Annotated in this window: 16 protein-coding genes; 4 read left to right on the top strand and 12 right to left on the bottom strand. The window is 64.5% G+C overall.

Annotation, left to right across the window (positions count from 1 at the left end):
• Window positions 1–29: 29 nt before the first annotated feature.
• The 4 genes from HW466_RS06755 to HW466_RS06740 all read right to left on the bottom strand — a co-directional run bounded on the left by HW466_RS06755 (window position 30) and on the right by HW466_RS06740 (window position 3,350).
• On the bottom strand, window positions 30–788 hold the full coding sequence (locus HW466_RS06755; RefSeq protein ID WP_174905747.1) for an SDR family NAD(P)-dependent oxidoreductase: 759 nt from the start codon (window positions 786–788) through the stop codon (window positions 30–32).
• Window positions 789–795: 7 nt separating this feature from the next.
• Window positions 796–1,560, bottom strand: coding sequence for an SDR family oxidoreductase (locus HW466_RS06750; RefSeq protein ID WP_060023738.1), 765 nt, complete (start codon window positions 1,558–1,560; stop codon window positions 796–798).
• Between the two features lie 63 nt (window positions 1,561–1,623).
• Window positions 1,624–2,655 (bottom strand): phosphotransferase, encoded by a 1,032-nt coding sequence (locus HW466_RS06745; protein WP_059447477.1) that lies wholly within the window; start codon window positions 2,653–2,655, stop codon window positions 1,624–1,626.
• Between the two features lie 20 nt (window positions 2,656–2,675).
• Window positions 2,676–3,350, bottom strand: a complete 675-nt coding sequence (locus HW466_RS06740; protein ID WP_151003722.1) for a histidine phosphatase family protein — start codon at window positions 3,348–3,350, stop codon at window positions 2,676–2,678.
• A 206-nt stretch (window positions 3,351–3,556) separates the two neighbouring features.
• Between HW466_RS06740 and HW466_RS06735 the strand changes: the two genes are divergently transcribed.
• Together HW466_RS06735 and HW466_RS06730 are read left to right on the top strand one after the other, a co-directional pair.
• Window positions 3,557–3,712: a DUF3309 family protein gene (locus tag HW466_RS06735; protein WP_069226475.1), complete on the top strand. Its 156-nt coding sequence runs from the start codon at window positions 3,557–3,559 to the stop codon at window positions 3,710–3,712.
• Between the two features lie 177 nt (window positions 3,713–3,889).
• Window positions 3,890–4,324: a GNAT family N-acetyltransferase gene (locus tag HW466_RS06730; RefSeq protein ID WP_059809899.1), complete on the top strand. Its 435-nt coding sequence runs from the start codon at window positions 3,890–3,892 to the stop codon at window positions 4,322–4,324.
• A gap of 25 nt (window positions 4,325–4,349) precedes the next feature.
• Here HW466_RS06730 and HW466_RS06725 read toward each other — a convergent pair whose 3' ends face one another.
• From HW466_RS06725 to HW466_RS06700, 6 genes are all read right to left on the bottom strand, one after another.
• A complete protein-coding gene (locus tag HW466_RS06725; RefSeq protein ID WP_151003723.1) occupies window positions 4,350–6,284 on the bottom strand; it encodes an SMP-30/gluconolactonase/LRE family protein in 1,935 nt (644 codons plus the stop codon).
• Between the two features lie 452 nt (window positions 6,285–6,736).
• Window positions 6,737–8,041 (bottom strand): dicarboxylate/amino acid:cation symporter, encoded by a 1,305-nt coding sequence (locus HW466_RS06720; protein ID WP_151003725.1) that lies wholly within the window; start codon window positions 8,039–8,041, stop codon window positions 6,737–6,739.
• 347 nt (window positions 8,042–8,388) lie between these two features.
• Window positions 8,389–9,594, bottom strand: coding sequence for an MFS transporter (locus HW466_RS06715; RefSeq protein WP_151003727.1), 1,206 nt, complete (start codon window positions 9,592–9,594; stop codon window positions 8,389–8,391).
• A 7-nt stretch (window positions 9,595–9,601) separates the two neighbouring features.
• On the bottom strand, window positions 9,602–9,787 hold the full coding sequence (locus HW466_RS06710; protein WP_059508013.1) for a DUF1289 domain-containing protein: 186 nt from the start codon (window positions 9,785–9,787) through the stop codon (window positions 9,602–9,604).
• Window positions 9,788–9,789: 2 nt separating this feature from the next.
• On the bottom strand, window positions 9,790–11,073 hold the full coding sequence (dmeF, locus tag HW466_RS06705; RefSeq protein ID WP_151003729.1) for a CDF family Co(II)/Ni(II) efflux transporter DmeF: 1,284 nt from the start codon (window positions 11,071–11,073) through the stop codon (window positions 9,790–9,792).
• 11 nt (window positions 11,074–11,084) lie between these two features.
• Window positions 11,085–11,357, bottom strand: coding sequence for a metal/formaldehyde-sensitive transcriptional repressor (locus tag HW466_RS06700; RefSeq protein ID WP_059447469.1), 273 nt, complete (start codon window positions 11,355–11,357; stop codon window positions 11,085–11,087).
• Window positions 11,358–11,540: 183 nt separating this feature from the next.
• Here HW466_RS06700 and HW466_RS06695 point away from each other — a divergent pair, with 183 nt between their 5' ends.
• Window positions 11,541–12,518 carry a chromate resistance protein ChrB domain-containing protein gene (locus tag HW466_RS06695; protein WP_170296627.1) on the top strand — a complete coding sequence of 326 codons (978 nt, stop codon included), beginning with the start codon at window positions 11,541–11,543 and terminating at the stop codon, window positions 12,516–12,518.
• The gene (locus HW466_RS06690) at window positions 12,515–13,693 is read left to right on the top strand and encodes a chromate transporter (RefSeq protein WP_151003733.1); all 1,179 of its coding nucleotides are present in this window, start codon (window positions 12,515–12,517) and stop codon (window positions 13,691–13,693) included. Before HW466_RS06695 ends, HW466_RS06690 begins: the two co-directional genes overlap by 4 nt.
• A gap of 113 nt (window positions 13,694–13,806) precedes the next feature.
• Here HW466_RS06690 and HW466_RS06685 read toward each other — a convergent pair whose 3' ends face one another.
• Window positions 13,807–14,109, bottom strand: a complete 303-nt coding sequence (locus HW466_RS06685; protein WP_279610338.1) for a thiamine pyrophosphate-binding protein — start codon at window positions 14,107–14,109, stop codon at window positions 13,807–13,809.
• A gap of 585 nt (window positions 14,110–14,694) precedes the next feature.
• Window positions 14,695–16,626 (bottom strand): aconitase family protein, encoded by a 1,932-nt coding sequence (locus tag HW466_RS06680; RefSeq protein WP_244138218.1) that lies wholly within the window; start codon window positions 16,624–16,626, stop codon window positions 14,695–14,697.
• Window positions 16,627–16,660 lie beyond the last annotated feature (34 nt).

Genomic DNA, 16,660 nt, shown 5'->3' with positions numbered 1-16,660 from the left:
TCGAGATTCCGGTTTTCCGTTCGTTCCGTTCAGAAGGCCGAGACGCCGCCGTCGACGGCGACGGCCTGCCCGGTCAGATAGGTGTTTTCCTTCGCGCATAGCGTCAGCATCGTCGCGACGATTTCCTCGGGGCGGCCGAGCCGTTTCATCGGCGATCCCTGCGCAAGAAAATCCTGGCGATCGCCGATGTCGCTGTCGGTGACCATCGGCGTCGTGCTGTAGAACGGGCACACCGCGTTCACGCGAATGCCGTGCCGCGCGTATTCGAGCGCGGCCGTCTTCGTGAGCCCGACCACCGCGTGTTTCGACGCCGCGTAGGCGGCGAGCTTCGGCGCGCCGCCGAGCCCGGCCATCGACGCGACGTTCAGGATCACGCCCTCACGCTGCGCGAGCATCTGGCGAATCTGATGCTTCATTCCGAAGAACACGCCTTTCGCGTTGACCGCGAAGCTCAGGTCGAGATCGGTTTCCTCGGTATCGATCAGCGCCTTCAGCGGCGGCGCGATGCCCGCATTGTTGATGCCGACGTCGAGCCGCCCGAAGCGCTCGACCGCCGCCTGCACCAGCGCCGCGACGTCCGCTTCGATGCGCACGTCGCAGCGCTGCGCGATCACGTCGGCGCCGGCCGTGCGCAGCGGCGCGGCGACGCGTTCGAGCGCCGCCTCGTTCAGGTCGCCGAGCGCGAGCCGCGCGCCCATCGCGGCCAGCTCGCTCGCGAGCAGCGCGCCGAAGCCGCTTGCGGCGCCGGTGATCATCACGGCCTGCCCGGCGTAGCTGTCGAGTTTCATCGCGCGCTCAGATCGTCAGGCCGCCGTCGACGACGATGCATTCGCCGTTCGTGTAGTTCGCCGCGTCCGACACGAGATACAGCACGGTGCCGGCCATCTCGCGCGGCTCCGCGTGGCGGCGCAGCGGAATCTTCGCCATCCAGGTTTCGTAGATGTCCTGATCGGCGAACAGCGCGCCCGCGAACTTCGTCTTCGTGAGGCCCGGCAGCAGCGCGTTCACGCGGATGCCGAACGGCCCGCATTCCTTCGCGAACGCCTTCGTCATGTTGACGACCGCGGCCTTCGTGATCGAGTAAATGCCCTGGCGGTCGCCCGGCTGCAGCGCGTTCACCGACGCCGTGTTGACGATCGCGCCGCCGCCCTGCGCCTTCATCATCTTGCCGGCCTCGACCGACATGAAGAAGTAACCGCGGATGTTCACGTCGACGGTCTTTTCATACGCGGCGAGATCGGTATCGAGGATGTGCCCGAAATACGGATTCGCGGCCGCGTTGTTCACGAGAATGTCGAGCCGGCCATGCTTGCCGCGGATCGTCTCGAACGTCGCGGCGATGTCCTCCATCCGCCCGACGTGGCATGCCAGCGCTTCGGCGCGGCCGCCCGCCGCGACGATCGCGTCCGCGACCGCCTGGCAGTCGTCGAGCTTGCGGCTCGACACGATCACGTGCGCGCCCTGCTGCGCGAGCAGCTTCGCGATTTCCTCGCCGATGCCGCGGCTCGCGCCCGTCACCAGCGCGATCTTGCCCGTCAGGTCGAACAGATTCGTTGCCATGTTGCTGTGCTCCTCCATTGATGTCTTGTGTTGTCGTGCCGCCGCGCGGCGATGTCGGTGACGTCAGCGATGCGCGCCGATCACGTCGACGGCCATCTCGGCCAGCCGGCCAGCCATCGCGCCGACGCGCAGCGCCTGCTCGCTCGACGCGTTGCCCTGCAGCGCGCGCGCCTTCACGCCCTGCGCAATCGCCGCGAGCCGGAAGAAACTGAACGCGAGATAGAAATGCCAGTCGCGGATCGGCTCGATCCCGCGCAGTGCGCAATAGCGCGCGACGATCGCCGCTTCATCCGGAATGCCAAGTACCTCGCGATCCTGGCCGGCGAGCCCGCGCACCTGGCCGCCCGACGGCAACCGCAGGCACATGCAGAAATACGCGAGATCGGCGAGCGGGTTGCCGAGCGTCGACAGTTCCCAGTCGAGCACGGCCTGCACGCGATAGTCGTCGCGCGCGAACATCAGGTTGTCGATGCGGAAATCGCCGTGCACGAGCGCGGCTCGGCCCGTGTCCTCCGGGCACGCCTTCGGCAGCCAGTCGATCAGCGTCTCCATCGCGTCGAGGCGTTCCGTTTCCGCCGCGCGATACTGCTTCGTCCACACGCCGATCTGACGCTCGAAGTAGTTGCCGGGGCGGCCGTAGTCGGCGAGGCCGACTGCGTCGACGTCCACGTCGTGCAGTGCGGCCATCGTGCGCAGCAGCGCGTCGTAGCAGAGTGCGCGATCGGCCTTCGGCAGCTCCGGCAGTGCCGGATCCCAGAAGATTCGCCCGTCCTCGAAACTCATCACGTAGAAGAGGCTGCCGATCACGTCGCGGTCTTCGCACAGGTGATACGGGTGCGCGACCGGCACCGCGGTGCCCGACAGCGCGCTCAGCACGCGGAATTCGCGATCGACCGCGTGCGCGGATTTCAGCAGTTCGCCGGGCGGCTGGCGGCGCAACACGTAGCGGCCGCTCTTCGCGTGCAGCAGGAAGGTCGGATTCGACTGGCCGCCGGCAAACTTCTCCATGTCGAGCGGGCCTTCGAAACCCGGCACATGCGCTTCCAGATAGCGCGTGAGGCGAGCTACGTCGAGGGGCTGGGAAGGATTCGTCATCGTCGCGATCGTTCGTTGGGTCAGCCGTAGGTGCGCCACGTGTGGCGTTCCGGATCCTCGAGATGCGGGATGCCGTTGAACGACGCGAGGTGGAACGCTTCGGCGTTGAAGAAAAACTGCGAAAGACTGCTGTTGCGGATCTGCAGGTTCAGCGCGATCGCGCTCGACGACGGTGCGGCGAGCACCTGCTGCACGGTCACCGCGATCGGGCCGCCCGAGCTCACCGCGAGCACGCGCTGGCCGCCGCCCCCGCGGATCGCGGCGCGGGCGGCGGCGACGCGCTGCTGGAAATGCGACCAGGTTTCGGGCGCGGTGTCGCCCAGCTTGTCGTCGGCCCACAGGTGGAGCACCTGCCGCAGCGCGCGAAAGTGTTCCTTCATCGAGCCGGCCGCGAGCCGCGCGATCTCCGGATAGTCGCTCGCCGCAGCCGCGAACAGCCCGTGGAAGTCGTATTCGTTCAGGCCGGGATGACGGTCGACCCGCGCGCCTTCGCCGCCCATGCCGCGCAGGATCGCATCGACCGTCTGCGCATGCCGGTTCATCGTGCCGCAGATCACGCGGTCGAACGTCAGGCCCTGCCGCGCGAAGTATTCGCCGAGCCAGACGCCCTGCTGGTCGCCGGCCGCGGACAGCCGGTCGTAGTCGTCCGTGCCGAACGACGCCTGCCCATGCCGCACCAGAAACAGTTCTGCCATTGCATGCCCGCCCGAGGGAAATCGAAGGCCCAGCATAGCGGCCGGGGATGCATTTTTGAAATTTATTTTCTGAATCGGCAGGCATTCATCGTGTGAATTGCACGTATTCATACAGCGCGCTTGTGCCGGCTTTCGACCGGCTGGCCGTCGCGGCACGCGAATTGCGGCAGGAGCCACGTCATGTCACCACGTTCAGGAGGGATGCGATGCTCGGTACGATCCTTATCATCGTTCTGATTCTGCTGCTCATCGGCGCATTTCCGGCATGGCCGCACAGCCGAAGCTGGGGCTACTGGCCATCGGGCTCCGTCGGGCTGATCGTCGTCATCGTCGTGATACTGGTGTTGATGGGACGGATTTGAACGTGACGGCGCGCGCCTGCCGGCCAGGCGCGCCGTTCGATCATGCCGTCGTGGCTTCTTTACAAAGAGCCGGAGACGAATGCCCGCCCGGCAACGCCAGTTGCGCCAGCTTTGACCGATATCCCGCATTCGCGCATCATGCGCTTCTCCGAATCTACACGCGAACGTGCGCCTGCCATGCCCGACATCCGCCTGCGCCCGGCGTCCAGTTCCGACGTGCCGTTCCTGCTAATGCTGCGCCGGCTCACGATGACCGAGCATCTCCAACGCGTCGGCGCGCCGACCGACGACGCAACGCACCATCAGCGCATCGCGACGAATTTCGACGATGCGGTAATTCTTTGCGATGGCGCCGACGCGATCGGCCTGCTGAAGGTAACGCGCGCCCCCGACGAATGGCACGTTCACCAGATTCAGATTCTTCCGTCGCACCAAGGGCAAGGCATCGGCGAAACCGTGCTGCGCCAGTTGCTGACCGAAGCCGAACGCGAGGCGGTCCCCGTATCGCTCGGCGTGCTGCACGGCAATCCAGCACGGCGGCTATATGAACGCCTCGGTTTCATTGTCACGTCGGTATCCGAAACGAGCACCAGCATGATCTGGCGTGCCTGAGCTGCAATGTTGCGCGCCTGCGCGATCACGGCGTCCATCGATAGACGGTGATGCTGTTCCCCTTCACGTTGTTCTTCGTCACGACGTATTCGCCGTTCGAGCGCCGGTACGCGCGCACGCTGTACATCGCATCGATCGCGCTGCTGGTATCCACGGTCGCGGGGCTCGCGTTGACGAGCGTCGTGTCGAGATTGCCGGTGTCGAGATTGAACGCGTCGATGTTCGGCCACAACGGCCCGCTGCTGCTGAACCAGTAGCCGACGAACAAGTGGTTGCCCGCCGCATCGATCGACTTCGCGCCGCCGTGCGGCAGCGTGATCACCGGGTTCGGCTTCGTCGTGTTGCCGGCGCTCCAGCCGTGATACACCTCGATGCGCGTGCCGATCGACGTCCAGTCGGTACTGCCGACCACACCCTGCGCGAGCACCATCGTGTCGCTGTCGGCGAGATAGACGATGCGCGTGAGCGGCTGAATGCTGGCCGGCACCGGCGTCGGCACGCCCGGCCCCCACGACGGCTTGCCGCTCGCGTCGAAACCGGTCAGCGGATAGTGATAAATGGCGCCGGTCTTGTCGAGGCCGGCCCAGACGCCGCCCTTGCCGTCGAGGCTGAAGCCGGCCGACACGCGCCGGGTCGTGTTGAACGCGGGCCCGGGGATCGATCCGTCGGGAATCGCGACATAGCCGTTGGCCGCGTTGAAGTGGAAGAAGTAGTAGACCGGCGGATTCTGCCCCGCCGCAACGAGGATCCGGTTCGCGCCAACGGACGTCAGGAGCCCGAAGTGCTCGTCGCGCTGGGTGTCGCTCATGTCGATGCGCGGGTCCGACGGATACGTGAACGGATCGACGGTGTTCGCGACGAACGTGCCGCCCGCGGTGCCGCCGTAGACGTGCGTGCCGCTGTAGAACAACGCGCCGTCGCTGACCGGATCGGGTGCGGCGATGCCTTCGAAGTTGAGCGACTGCAACGTCCATCGCAGGCTGCCGGCGCCGCTGTACGCGTGAATGTCGGTCGCGCCGTTGCGGCCGAGATCCCAGCTGCCGCCCCACGGGTTGTTGAGCACATACAGGTTGCCGGCCGTGTCCTTGCCGATGCCGACGATGCGCGTGAAGCGCCTCGCGCCGACCTGCCCCTTGATGCCCGTCGTCGTGTCGAGATAGCCGCCCGGCACGCCGAACGTGCCGGCCAGCGCGGGCCTGCCCGAAACGGAATAGCGCTTGATGTTCATGTCGGGGCCTTCGTCGCCGATCATCAGCTGCCCCGCCGCCGCATCGAAATAGAGCGCGGAAGGCTGCGCGCCGGCGGGGAGGCGGATCGTGTTCAGCAGCGCGCCGGCCGGACTGAATTCGACGACCGAGCCCGAGCGCTTCTGCGCGACCCAGATGTTCCCCGCACCGTCGAGCGCGAGCGCGCCGGGCGCCGACACGCCGATGTCGCGCTGCCACACGCCGTCGGTCGTGAACACGCGCACGCGATTGCCGTAGAAATCGCTCGCATAGAGCAGCGAGCCGGCCGTCGCGAGCCCGGTGACGACGTCGACGCGCGGCTGGTTGGTCGCCGCGGTGACCTGAATGAGCTTGTCGCGAAACCGCGTGGCGCGGTTGTAGCGCCCGACCGCGCCGCTGCCGTATCCGTTGCCGGGTTGCAGCGCGACGAACAGCGACGTCGCATTGCCCGTGATCGCGCTGCCCTGGAACTCGGAATGCGTGCCGATCGAGCCGGCGCTCTTGCCGTTCTGGTAGATCGCGACGCCGCCCTCGTCCTCGTCCCACATCGACGCGGTGTAGATCACGCCTTCGGGCGCGACCCACATCGAGCGCGCGACGTTGCCGACGTGCGCGGCGAGCGTGCCGTACGTATTCGCGATCCAGTCGGTGGTATTAGCGGCGTTTCCGGCCGGCGCGATCACGGCGATCGCGCCGGCAAGCAGCACGGCCTGAATCGGTTTTCTGGCGACCATGGCTGATGCTCTCCTGAATGGTGGAGTCATTCACATGACGGGCAACCGGGGGATTTGAAAATCGGCAATGCGTAAATACTTCCGCGCGATCCGCTGGTGCAGTCGGTATTACATCGCGCGTGCATTCGATAATCGGCAACGCCGAGAATAACGTCATATAAATGGAAAGAAATTGCGAACTGCTCGGGCACGCAGGGCGCGTGACTGCGCAAGAGTGAACGACCACTTACGCGCTCGCGCGCGAGCAATCGGAAATAGCACGGCTTTCGATGGCGGGAATATCGCCGCGACCTGGAATGCGACGTATCGAGAATGGCGGAGGGATTTTCGGCGAAACGGAAAAATCGCCGGATGCGGGCAAGAACGACCCGAGGAACGACCGCTGGCAGATATCGCGCCGGCCCGAATTCATATGAAATCCGGGCCGGCACACATCATTTACAGCCGGAGAATCATGCGGACGTCGCCGTCTCCCGCACTTGTACTTGCTTGATCTCGGCACCGCCATCCGAATCCGCGTCGCCGCGCGAATCGCCCAGTTGGCCTTCCCACTTCGCGACCACGGCCGCCGCGATCGAGTTGCCGACGGCGTTGGTGGCCGAGCGGCCCATGTCGAGGAACATGTCGACGCCCATGATCAGCAACAGCCCGGCTTCCGGCAGATGGAACTGGTTGAGCGTCGCCGCGATCACGACGAGCGACGCACGCGGCACGCCCGCCATTCCCTTCGACGTGACCATCAGCATCAGCAGCATCGTGATCTGCGTGCCGAGCGGCAGGTCGATCCCGTACACCTGCGAGATGAACAGCACCGCGAACGTGCAGTACATCATCGAGCCGTCGAGATTGAACGAGTAGCCGATCGGCAGCACGAAGCTCGAAATCTTGCGATTGACGCCGAACCGGTCGAGCGCGTCGAGCAGTTTCGGGTACGCGGCTTCGGAACTCGCCGTCGCGAACGACAGCAGGAACGGCTCGCGAATCAGGCGAATCAGCGTGAACGCACGCTTGCCCAGGAACGCGACGCCGGCGAGCGTCAGCACGCCCCACAGCAGCGCGAGCGCCAGGTAGAAGCTCGCCATGAACTTCGCGAACGTGAGCAGGATGCCGAGCCCTTCCGTCGTGATCGTCGACGCCAGCGCGGCGAACACGGCAACCGGCGCGAATCCCATCACCGCGCCCGTCACCTTGAGCATGACCTGCGCGAGATCGTCGATCACGCCGGTCAGGCGCTTGCCTGCGTCGCCGAGCGCCGACAGCGCGGTGCCGAAGAAGATCGAGAACACGACGATCTGCAGGATCTCGTTGTTCGCCATCGCCTCGGCGATCGATTTCGGCACGAGGTGGACGACGAAGTCCTTCAGCGTGAATGCGCCCGTCTTCAGGTTCAGCGCCGCGTCGGCGGCCGGCAACGGCAGGCTCAGGTGGCTGCCCGGCCGCAGGATCGTCGCGGTCACGAGGCCGAGCACCAGCGACGTGAACGACGCGATGAAGAACCAGCCGAACGCCTTCACGCCCACCCGGCCGACCGAGCCGCTGTCGCCCATCTGCGCGATGCCGACCGTCAGCGTCGCGAACACCAGCGGCGCGATGATCATCTTGATCAGCCGCAGGAACACGTCGGACAGCAACGACACGTAGCCCGCGACTTCCTTGGCCATTTTCGGATCGGGAAACGCGCCATGACAGGCGTAGCCCACGGCAATGCCAAGCACCATCGCGATGACGATGTACCTGGTGATGTTGTGCTTCTTCATTAGCAATCCAGATTACAGAACTTGTGTTTCCAACGGCAGGTCGATCGCCGGCATTGCAACGGCGTCGATGTTCCGCCACGCGGCGCACCGTTTCGGGTGCCGGTGCCCTTCCGTGGGCATGGCCACGGCGAACAGGGGGCGCATTCTATCGCAAACGCCGGGCACGCTTTCAAATCCGAAAGTGGCGCGGCGCGCACGATGCGGAGAAGGCGGGTGAGCGGGCTTTTCCCGGCGGACCGGACGGGTGGCCGATGGGCCGCGACGCATGCGGGATCCGGATACGGTCGTGCCCGGTCGTCAGCGCGACGCCCGTGCGAAGGACGTCGGCTGAACCGGCATGCGCCGCGTCACGCGCGCGGCGTCCCGGGTCGCGGCATGAACCGGCACAGGCACAGCGGCACCACGACCAGCGCCGCGCCCGCGAGAAACGTGGCGGACGCGCCGAAACGCATCCACAGCGCGCCGGCGATGCTGCTCGCAAGCAGCATGCAGATGCCGCTCACCAGGTTGAACACACCGAACGCGGTGCCGCGCAGCGCGGCCGGCGCCGTTTCCGACACCATCGCGGCGAGGATGCCCTGCGTGAAGCCCATGTGCAGCCCCCACACCGCCACGCCGGCAAACATCGAGATCGTCGACGTGCCGATGCCGAGCAGCAGATCGGCCGCGATCAGCAAAACCATGCCGGCCGCGAGCAGCACGCGGCGATCGAGCCGGTCCGACAGGATGCCGACCGGCCACGCCGACAGCGAATAGGTGACGCTCATCGCGACCATCACGGCCGGAATCCACGCCGCGTCGAGCCCGGTCTGCTGCGCACGCAACACCAGGAACGCCTCGCTGAAACGCGCAAGCGTAAATGTCGCGCCGGCCGCGACGACGAACCAGTAGCTACGGGAAAACTCGCGCAGGGCGCTCCAGCGCAGCGGCGAGCGAAAATGCCGGCCGGGTTTCGACTGCTCGGGCTCCCGCACACCGAAGACGATCAATGCGATCGCGACGAAGGCCGGCACGACGGCAAACCACAGCACGGTGCGAATGTGATCGCCGAACCACAGCATCAGCACGATCGCGAGCATCGGGCCGAGAATCGCGCCCACCGTATCCATCGACTGACGCAGGCCGTAGCACGCGCCGCGGATTTCGGGCGGCGCGACGTCGGCCACCAGCGCGTCGCGCGGCGCGCCGCGAATCCCCTTGCCGACACGGTCCAGCAGACGGGCCGTCACGACGACGGCCGGCGTCGACGCCAGCGGAAACAACGGCTTGGTCAATGCCGCGAGCCCATAGCCGAGCAGCAGCAGCCCCTTGCGGCGCCCGAGCCAGTCGCTGATCGCGCCGGAGAACACCTTGACGATCATCGCCGTCGCTTCGGCCGCCCCCTCGAGGACGCCGAGCGCGGCGACGCTCATGCCCATCGTCGACACCAGATAGATCGGCAACAGCGCATGGATCAGCTCGGACGACAGGTCCATGAAGAGGCTCACGAGTCCCAGCGCCCACACGGTCCGTGGAATCGCAGGCTTTCCGGCAATCGGTGACGGCGCGCTCATGATCGGTTCAGTCGGTGGTTTCCCGCGTCAGTTTCGCATGCCGCCGTGCGCGGTCGTTCACGATCTGATGACGCCGGTGATCCGTCATCTTCTTCCAGCCGCGCGCTTCGTCGCGCGTTCGCAGGCATGCCACGCAGTAGCCGGTACGGCCGTCGAACGAACACACGTCGACACAAGGAGACTTGACCGCCATGCTCATCGCCCTCGCGTCGCGGGCACGACTTCGACGGTGACGTGCGACAGGTTCCCGAATCGCTGCAGCACGCCGTGATAGAAGCGTGCGTCCCGCGCCGGATCGTTCGTCGTCACCGACACCACCGCACTCATGTGCCCCGGCCCGAGCCGCCACACATGCAGGTCGCGGACGCGGTCGCCAATGGCTTCGATCGCAGCGCGCACGTTGTCCGTCAGACGGCGATCCGAACTCATGTCGAGCAGGATGGCGCCCGTGTCGCGCATCAGGCCGTACGACCAGTTCGCGATCACCAGCGCGCCGACGATGCCGGCCAGCGGATCCATCCACACCCAGCCGAACGCGCGCGCGAGCAGCAGCCCGACGATCGTCAGGACGGAGACCGCCGCATCGGCGATCACGTGGATGTAAGCGGAGCGGATGTTGTGATCGCGCGCCGCCGCCGCGGATGCGCGATGATCGTGCTCCTCGAACGCCAGTTCGTGTTCACGGCCGTTCAGGCAGACGATCGCCTTGAACTCGTGCGGCTCGGGGATGGCTTCGGTCGACTCCAGGTAACCGTCGCGGTTTTGCATTGCGAACACCTGGCGCGTGCCGTCCGGGCGGATCGTCGTCACCGACACGGCGCTCGCATCGACGCCCTTCGTCTCCTGCGTCGCGGGCGCCACGCGGAAAACCGGCGGGACGCCTTCCTCGAACACCGACACGGCGAATACGCCCTGCTGATCGAAGATCTGCTGCGCTTGCTCGGCGTGGTCGTGTGCGTGATCGTCGTGATCCCCGTGACCGTGGTGATGTCCGTGGCCGTGATGATGGCCATGATGGTCGCCGCTCAACAGCCAGACGCTCGCGATGTTGACGAGCAAGCCGGCCACCGCGATCGGAATCGCCTCGCCGAAATGGATCGGGACCGGCGCGAGCAAGCGCGCGATCGCCTCGTAGCCGATCAGCAACGCGATCATCGCGAGCACGATCGCGCTCGTGAAACCCGCGAGGTCGCCGAGCTTGCCCGTGCCGAACACGAAACGCGGGTCGTTCGCATGCTTGCGCGCGTAGGTATAGGCAAGCGCGGCGATCAGCATCGCGCCCGCATGTGTCGACATGTGCAGGCCGTCCGCGATCAGCGCCAGCGAGCCGAAAAGCGTCCCGCCGACGATCTCGGCGACCATCATCGCCGAGCACAGCGCGATGACCATCCAGGTCCTGCGCTCGTTCTGCTCGTGCGCCGCGCCGAGAAAGATGTGGTCGTGCCCGGCGCCGAAGGCGTCATCGCTGAAATTGCTCATTCCGCCTCCGTTTACTTGAAGTAGCTGTGAACGACTTCGATCAGCTGCTCGGTCGCGCTGCCTTCGTCGTCGTGCCCCTCGGCATCGACCAGATGGCTGCGGATGTGATCCTCGAGCACGACCGCGAGCAGGCCGTTCATCGCCCCCCGGCCGCTCGTGATGAGACGGAGGATTTCGTTGCAACCGCGCTCGTCCTCCAGCGCGCGTTCGATCGCTTCGACCTGTCCCTTGATACGACGGACACGGTTCAGCAGCTTCTGCTTGTCCTTGATGGTGTGGCTCATGATGGTCCCTTCATATACCGGGGGGGACTATATCTCAAATTGCCTTTCCGTATAGGGGGGAGGGGTATTTTTCGGGAAGACCGCATGAACCGGCATTCACCTCCCGAACTGCGGGATCCCGCCATTGCAGGCGCCGTCAGCACTTTCTTGTAGAGTTTGTAACTATTGAGTAGGATTCTCTACATGAATACGCTCACGACATGGTCGTTCCTCGTACTGACCCTTCCCACGCAGAACGCGACGGCGCGCATGCGCTTCTGGCGCGCGCTCAAAGCCAGGGGCTGCGCGGTGTTGCGCGACGGCGTCTACCTGCTGCCGCACTCGGACGAGCATGAACGGACGTTGCGCGAGCTCGCGGATGCAATTGCCGAAAGCGGCGGCAGCGCGCATCTGTTGCGCGCGCCGAGCCTCGATGCGTCGCAGGAGCGGGAATTCCGGACGCTTTTCGATCGAGGAGACGACTACACCGCCTTCCTTCAGACACTCGCGAGCGCCCGCAAGACGCTCGCCGGGCAGTCCGCCACGGAACTGACGCGCTTGTTGCGACGCGTGCGCAAGGATTTCGACGGCATCCGCGCAATCGACTACTTCCCGGATGACGCGGCGACGCGCGCCGAAGTCGGGCTCCAGGATTTCGTCGCGTTGGTCGATACCGTGCTGTCGCCGGGCGAACCGCATGCCGCGGATCGGTCTGTCCGGCGGCTCGTGATGGGCGAGTATCAGGGACGCACCTGGGCGACGCGCCGGCGCATGTGGGTCGATCGTGTCGCCAGCGCGTGGCTGATTCGCCGCTTCATCGATGCACGCGCCCGCTTCATCTGGCTCGCATCGCCGGACGATTGTCCGGCTGACGCACTGGGCTTCGATTTCGACGGCGCGACGTTCACGCATGTCGGCGAACGCGTAACGTTCGAGGTGCTGCTCGCCAGCTTCGGACTCGACGACGATCCTGCGCTCGTGCGGCTCGCCGCGATCGTGCACGCGCTCGACGTGGGCGGCCCCGCGGCGCCGGAGGCGACCGGCTTCGAGGCCGTGATGGCCGGCACGCGCCAGCGCACCGACAACGACGATCAATTGCTCGAGCAGATGAGCGCCGTGCTCGACGCCCTCCACGCGCATTTCTCGTCGTGCGGAAAGCACGAGACCGGAGCCCGATCATGACCACTGCCGTCGCCGCGACCGAACCGACCTACTCGCTCGGCGAACTGGTCGCCTACATGTTGCGCCTCGGCACGTTCGGCTTCGGCGGACCGGTCGCGCTCGCCGGCTACATGCGTCGCGACCTCGTCGAGCGCCGCGGCTGGATCACGGAAGCCGACTACAAGGAAGGGCTCACGCTCGCCCAGCTCGCACCGGGGCCGATGGCCGCCCAGCTCGCGATTTATCTGGGCTTCGTTCACTACCGCATTCTCGGTGCGACACTCGTCGGCTTCGCGTTCGTGCTGCCGTCGTTCGTGATGGTGCTCGCGCTCGGATTCGCGTACGCGCATTTCGGCGGACTGTCGTGGATGCAAGCCGTCTTCTACGGCGTCGGCGCCGCGGTGGTCGGCATCATCGCGATGAGCGCCTACAAGCTCACGACGAAGACCGTCGGCCGCGACAAGCTGCTCTGGGCGATCTTCGTGACACTCGCCGCCGTGACGTTCATCACGGAATCGGAAATCGCATGGCTGTTCCTCGTCGCGGGCCTGGTCGGCTGGCTGTGGCGTGCCCCACCGAAATGGCTGCACAGGGGCGGCCTGAATGCGGCTGCGGCCGCCAACCTGCCGACGCTCGGCGCAATAGCGAGCGGCATCGACCTGCCGCAGCTCGTCCAGATCGGCGCGTTCTTCGCGAAGGCTGGCACGTTCGTGTTCGGCTCCGGGCTCGCGATCGTGCCGTTCCTCTACGGCGGCGTCGTCACCGAACATCACTGGCTCAACGACAAGCAGTTCGTCGACGCGGTCGCGGTCGCGATGATCACGCCCGGCCCCGTCGTGATCACCGTCGGCTTCATCGGCTATCTCGTGGCCGGCTTTCCCGGCGCATGCGTCGCGGCGCTCGGCACGTTCCTGCCGTGCTATCTGTTCACGGTCATTCCCGCGCCATACGTGAAGAAGTACGGGCACCTTCCGGGCGTCAAGGCGTTCGTGGACGGAATCACGGCCGCAGCCGTCGGGGCGATCACGGGCTCCGCCCTCGTGATCGCGAAACGCTCGATCGTCGACATTCCGACCGCGCTACTCGCCGTCGTGACCGTCGTGCTGCTGTGGCGTTTCAAGAAGCTGCAGGAGCCGGTTATCGTCACGGTTGCCGCGCTGGTTGGGCTGGTGGTTTATCCGTTGATTCGTCATTGAGTGGCACTGCGGGAAGTGGCCGTGACGCAGGTGCGATGTTCGTCGGGCGTACATGCGGCGCGCCGCGAAGTGGGCTACACGCGAACGTCCGAAGGTCGTCCGCACTGCATGTCTTATGGCAGTCCATGCATCGTTCCGGGTTCGGATATGGCGAGACTCACACCTGATTTGCGACTTGCTCTTGCGTAGCCATCGGCCATGAAAGCACTGCCGGCTTCGTGCGCGGCAACGACTCCAGGAATTTCCGGCCTCTTGTCGACCGCGTCAAGCAACGGATAAACCATCGTTTTGCGGACCAGAAAAATGTGGCCGACGTGCAGCGACCGCAGGAGATTCATAACGCTTCTCGAAACGTCGAATCGGGCCGGGATGTGAGCTGCATGGCCGTATCTCTCGTGGAAACGGCATGACTCCACCTGATTGAAGGCGGCGGAGCGAACCGCTTATCGCCCGGTCGCGCCATAGTTGAAACGTGGTCTTATGGAATGCGGTCATCCGTGCCAAGACAACTTATTGAGACCGCGAACATCTTTTCCGAGTACCGACGGGTCTTGTGGACTCTCAGAAAAGCTGTCCTTGGCACCCTATACAAATCAATGACTTGGACATCTTTTCTGAGACGACTCGATGCTGCTCGTCTCAGAAAAGATGTCCTTGGGTGCGGGAATTCTCAGAAAAGTCGTCTTTGGGAAAGTCTCCCACATGGTCACGCCACCCCGCGGTTGATGACTGTCAACGGTCCTTGCATTTCCTATTCTTGGCCGCTGTCCTGGTGGGTGAATCGGTAGATGAGCGCCTTTGCCGAGAGCACACCGGCGAACTGAACCGATACAGTCGGTTGCAACGCAAGCTGGTCCAAGGGATTCGTGATGATTCTCACCTCGGGATCTCCTGCTCCAGCTTGGAGATTGCCGATTACGACGAGAAAGAAGTTGAACAACCGGGCTCCTTCCGGCCGTTCATCCGCAAAAGGCGACTAGACCGTCGCACTTCACTGCCCTTTACGGTCCGTTAGTCGATGCTCGCAAGTCTGCGAAACTTACAAGGCGGCCAGCCACAGCGCTCGCCGCGACAGTGGATGGACTGGCAAGCCACACCTTGCCAGGGCCGGAGCGACCGGGAAAGTTACGGTTAATTGCGCTGACCGTTACCTGGTCAGGACTTTCTGATACTCCTGGTCCGGCGTTAACACATGCACCGCATCCGGGCTCAATGAGCTCAACTCCTGCGCGCGCGAAGACTTCCAGCATACCTTCACGCGCACAGTAGTCTCGCACGTCTTGACTACCAAACTGCACAAAAAAGCGAGTCCTCTCGGCCGCCTTTAGGTCGTGCTCCAACGCCCATTCCAGCACCTCATAGCAGCGCAACAAGTCTTCGCGTTTGCCGCCCGTACAGGATCCGATATACGCGATGTCAACCGGCACCGAGTCGGTAAGCTCGGATAGGCCGATGCCTTGACCGGGATCCCCAGGGCGCGCCACCATGGGCTCGAGTTGCGAGCAGTCGATGTCGATCGAATGTGCCACATCTGCATCATCGTCGCTGCGCATCCATGACTCGATATCGAACTCGATACCTCGGCGCTCACGGAGGAACCGCTGCGTTTCCTCGTCGGGAACAATGATTCCGCTAAAGCCGCCAATCTCTGCGACCATATTGGTCAGCGTCGCTCGTTCATCAGTGGACAAAGATGCGAGGGCTTCACCGCCGTATTCGAAGAGCTGTCCAATCGCTCTACCCTCACGCACATAGGGAAGCCGCAGCAAATGCAGCACGATGTCCTTCGCTTCCACTCCAGACGGCAGTCGCCCATTGAGGTTTACGCGACATGTAGCGGGCACCTTCACCCGCACGTCGCCGGTCAGCCATGCGTTAGCCATTTCGGTGGCCCCAATCCCGAATGCGAGTGCGCCTAGCGCCCCACAATGCGGGGTATGAGAGTCCGTGCCAACGGCGAGTTGCGCGGGTTCCACATAACGCTCCGCCATGATCGAATGGCTGATACCTTCGGAGCCTTCCCGATCGCTCAGTAGTCCATGGTGACGCAGCCCGTACTCCTCGCAAAATTGCTGCTGTACCCGTCCCATTGACTGCGCCACGTCGAGCAACCCGAGCGCACGACGTTCGGCGGGCATACTGCGGTGAATGAACGTCAAATGATCGGAAAAGCAAACGATGCCCTTCGGGTCATGAAGATCGATCTTGTTACCGTATTCCCGGTGCAGAAAACTGATCGCCATCGGCGACACATATTCATGCGCGTAGCGCCAGTCGGTTTTCGCGAAGACGCTCTGACCGGGGGTGACGCTTACACAGCCGCTTGCTCTAGCGATGATTTTTTCGGCGTATGTCATAGGGTGAGGGTCTGCGGGCGGTGACATAGGCTTCCAGCCGCCGCGCCTTGCTTCCGTCAGCCGGAAAAGGCCCCCTCTTCGAATCAACTCGCTGGTGAGCGCATCTTCTCCACGCGTGAATTCCTCAATCGGAATTGCCTCGCCTCGACGGATACGGTCGATCAAGCCGAAGTCGGTTGATGTGAAGATGCCCAGGTTGTGGCAGTTCTGCCGATAAATTCGCTCGAAGCTCTCCGCGATCACCAGTCGAATACCCGCGCACCACTCAGCGAATGGGCTGGCCTCTCTCGACGACCCCTTCCCATAGCGGCGGCCTGCTACTGTGACCGCAAAACCGCCCGCCTTCACGCTACCTTGCTTGACTGGACGACGCCCCGCGCAGTCCAGGCCGAGGTACGGATACTCGCCAAGGTTTTCGTCGTAGTAATAACAAATGTAGGCGGGCGTGATCTCGTCGGTGGAAATGTCGGTGCGAAGCGGCACCGCATCCTGGAGCATGACGTCCTCGCCGCTCAATTGTCGCTCGACTACATCCGCTCTCTGCGACAGGAACAAAATACGGCCATTGAAGCGCACGGTCCTCGAGGGGCCAGACGGCTGCGAACGTGAC

The organism is Burkholderia territorii, assembly GCF_902833055.1.
Lineage (GTDB): Bacteria > Pseudomonadota > Gammaproteobacteria > Burkholderiales > Burkholderiaceae > Burkholderia > Burkholderia territorii.
This window is presented reverse-complemented; position numbering and strand designations above follow the sequence as displayed.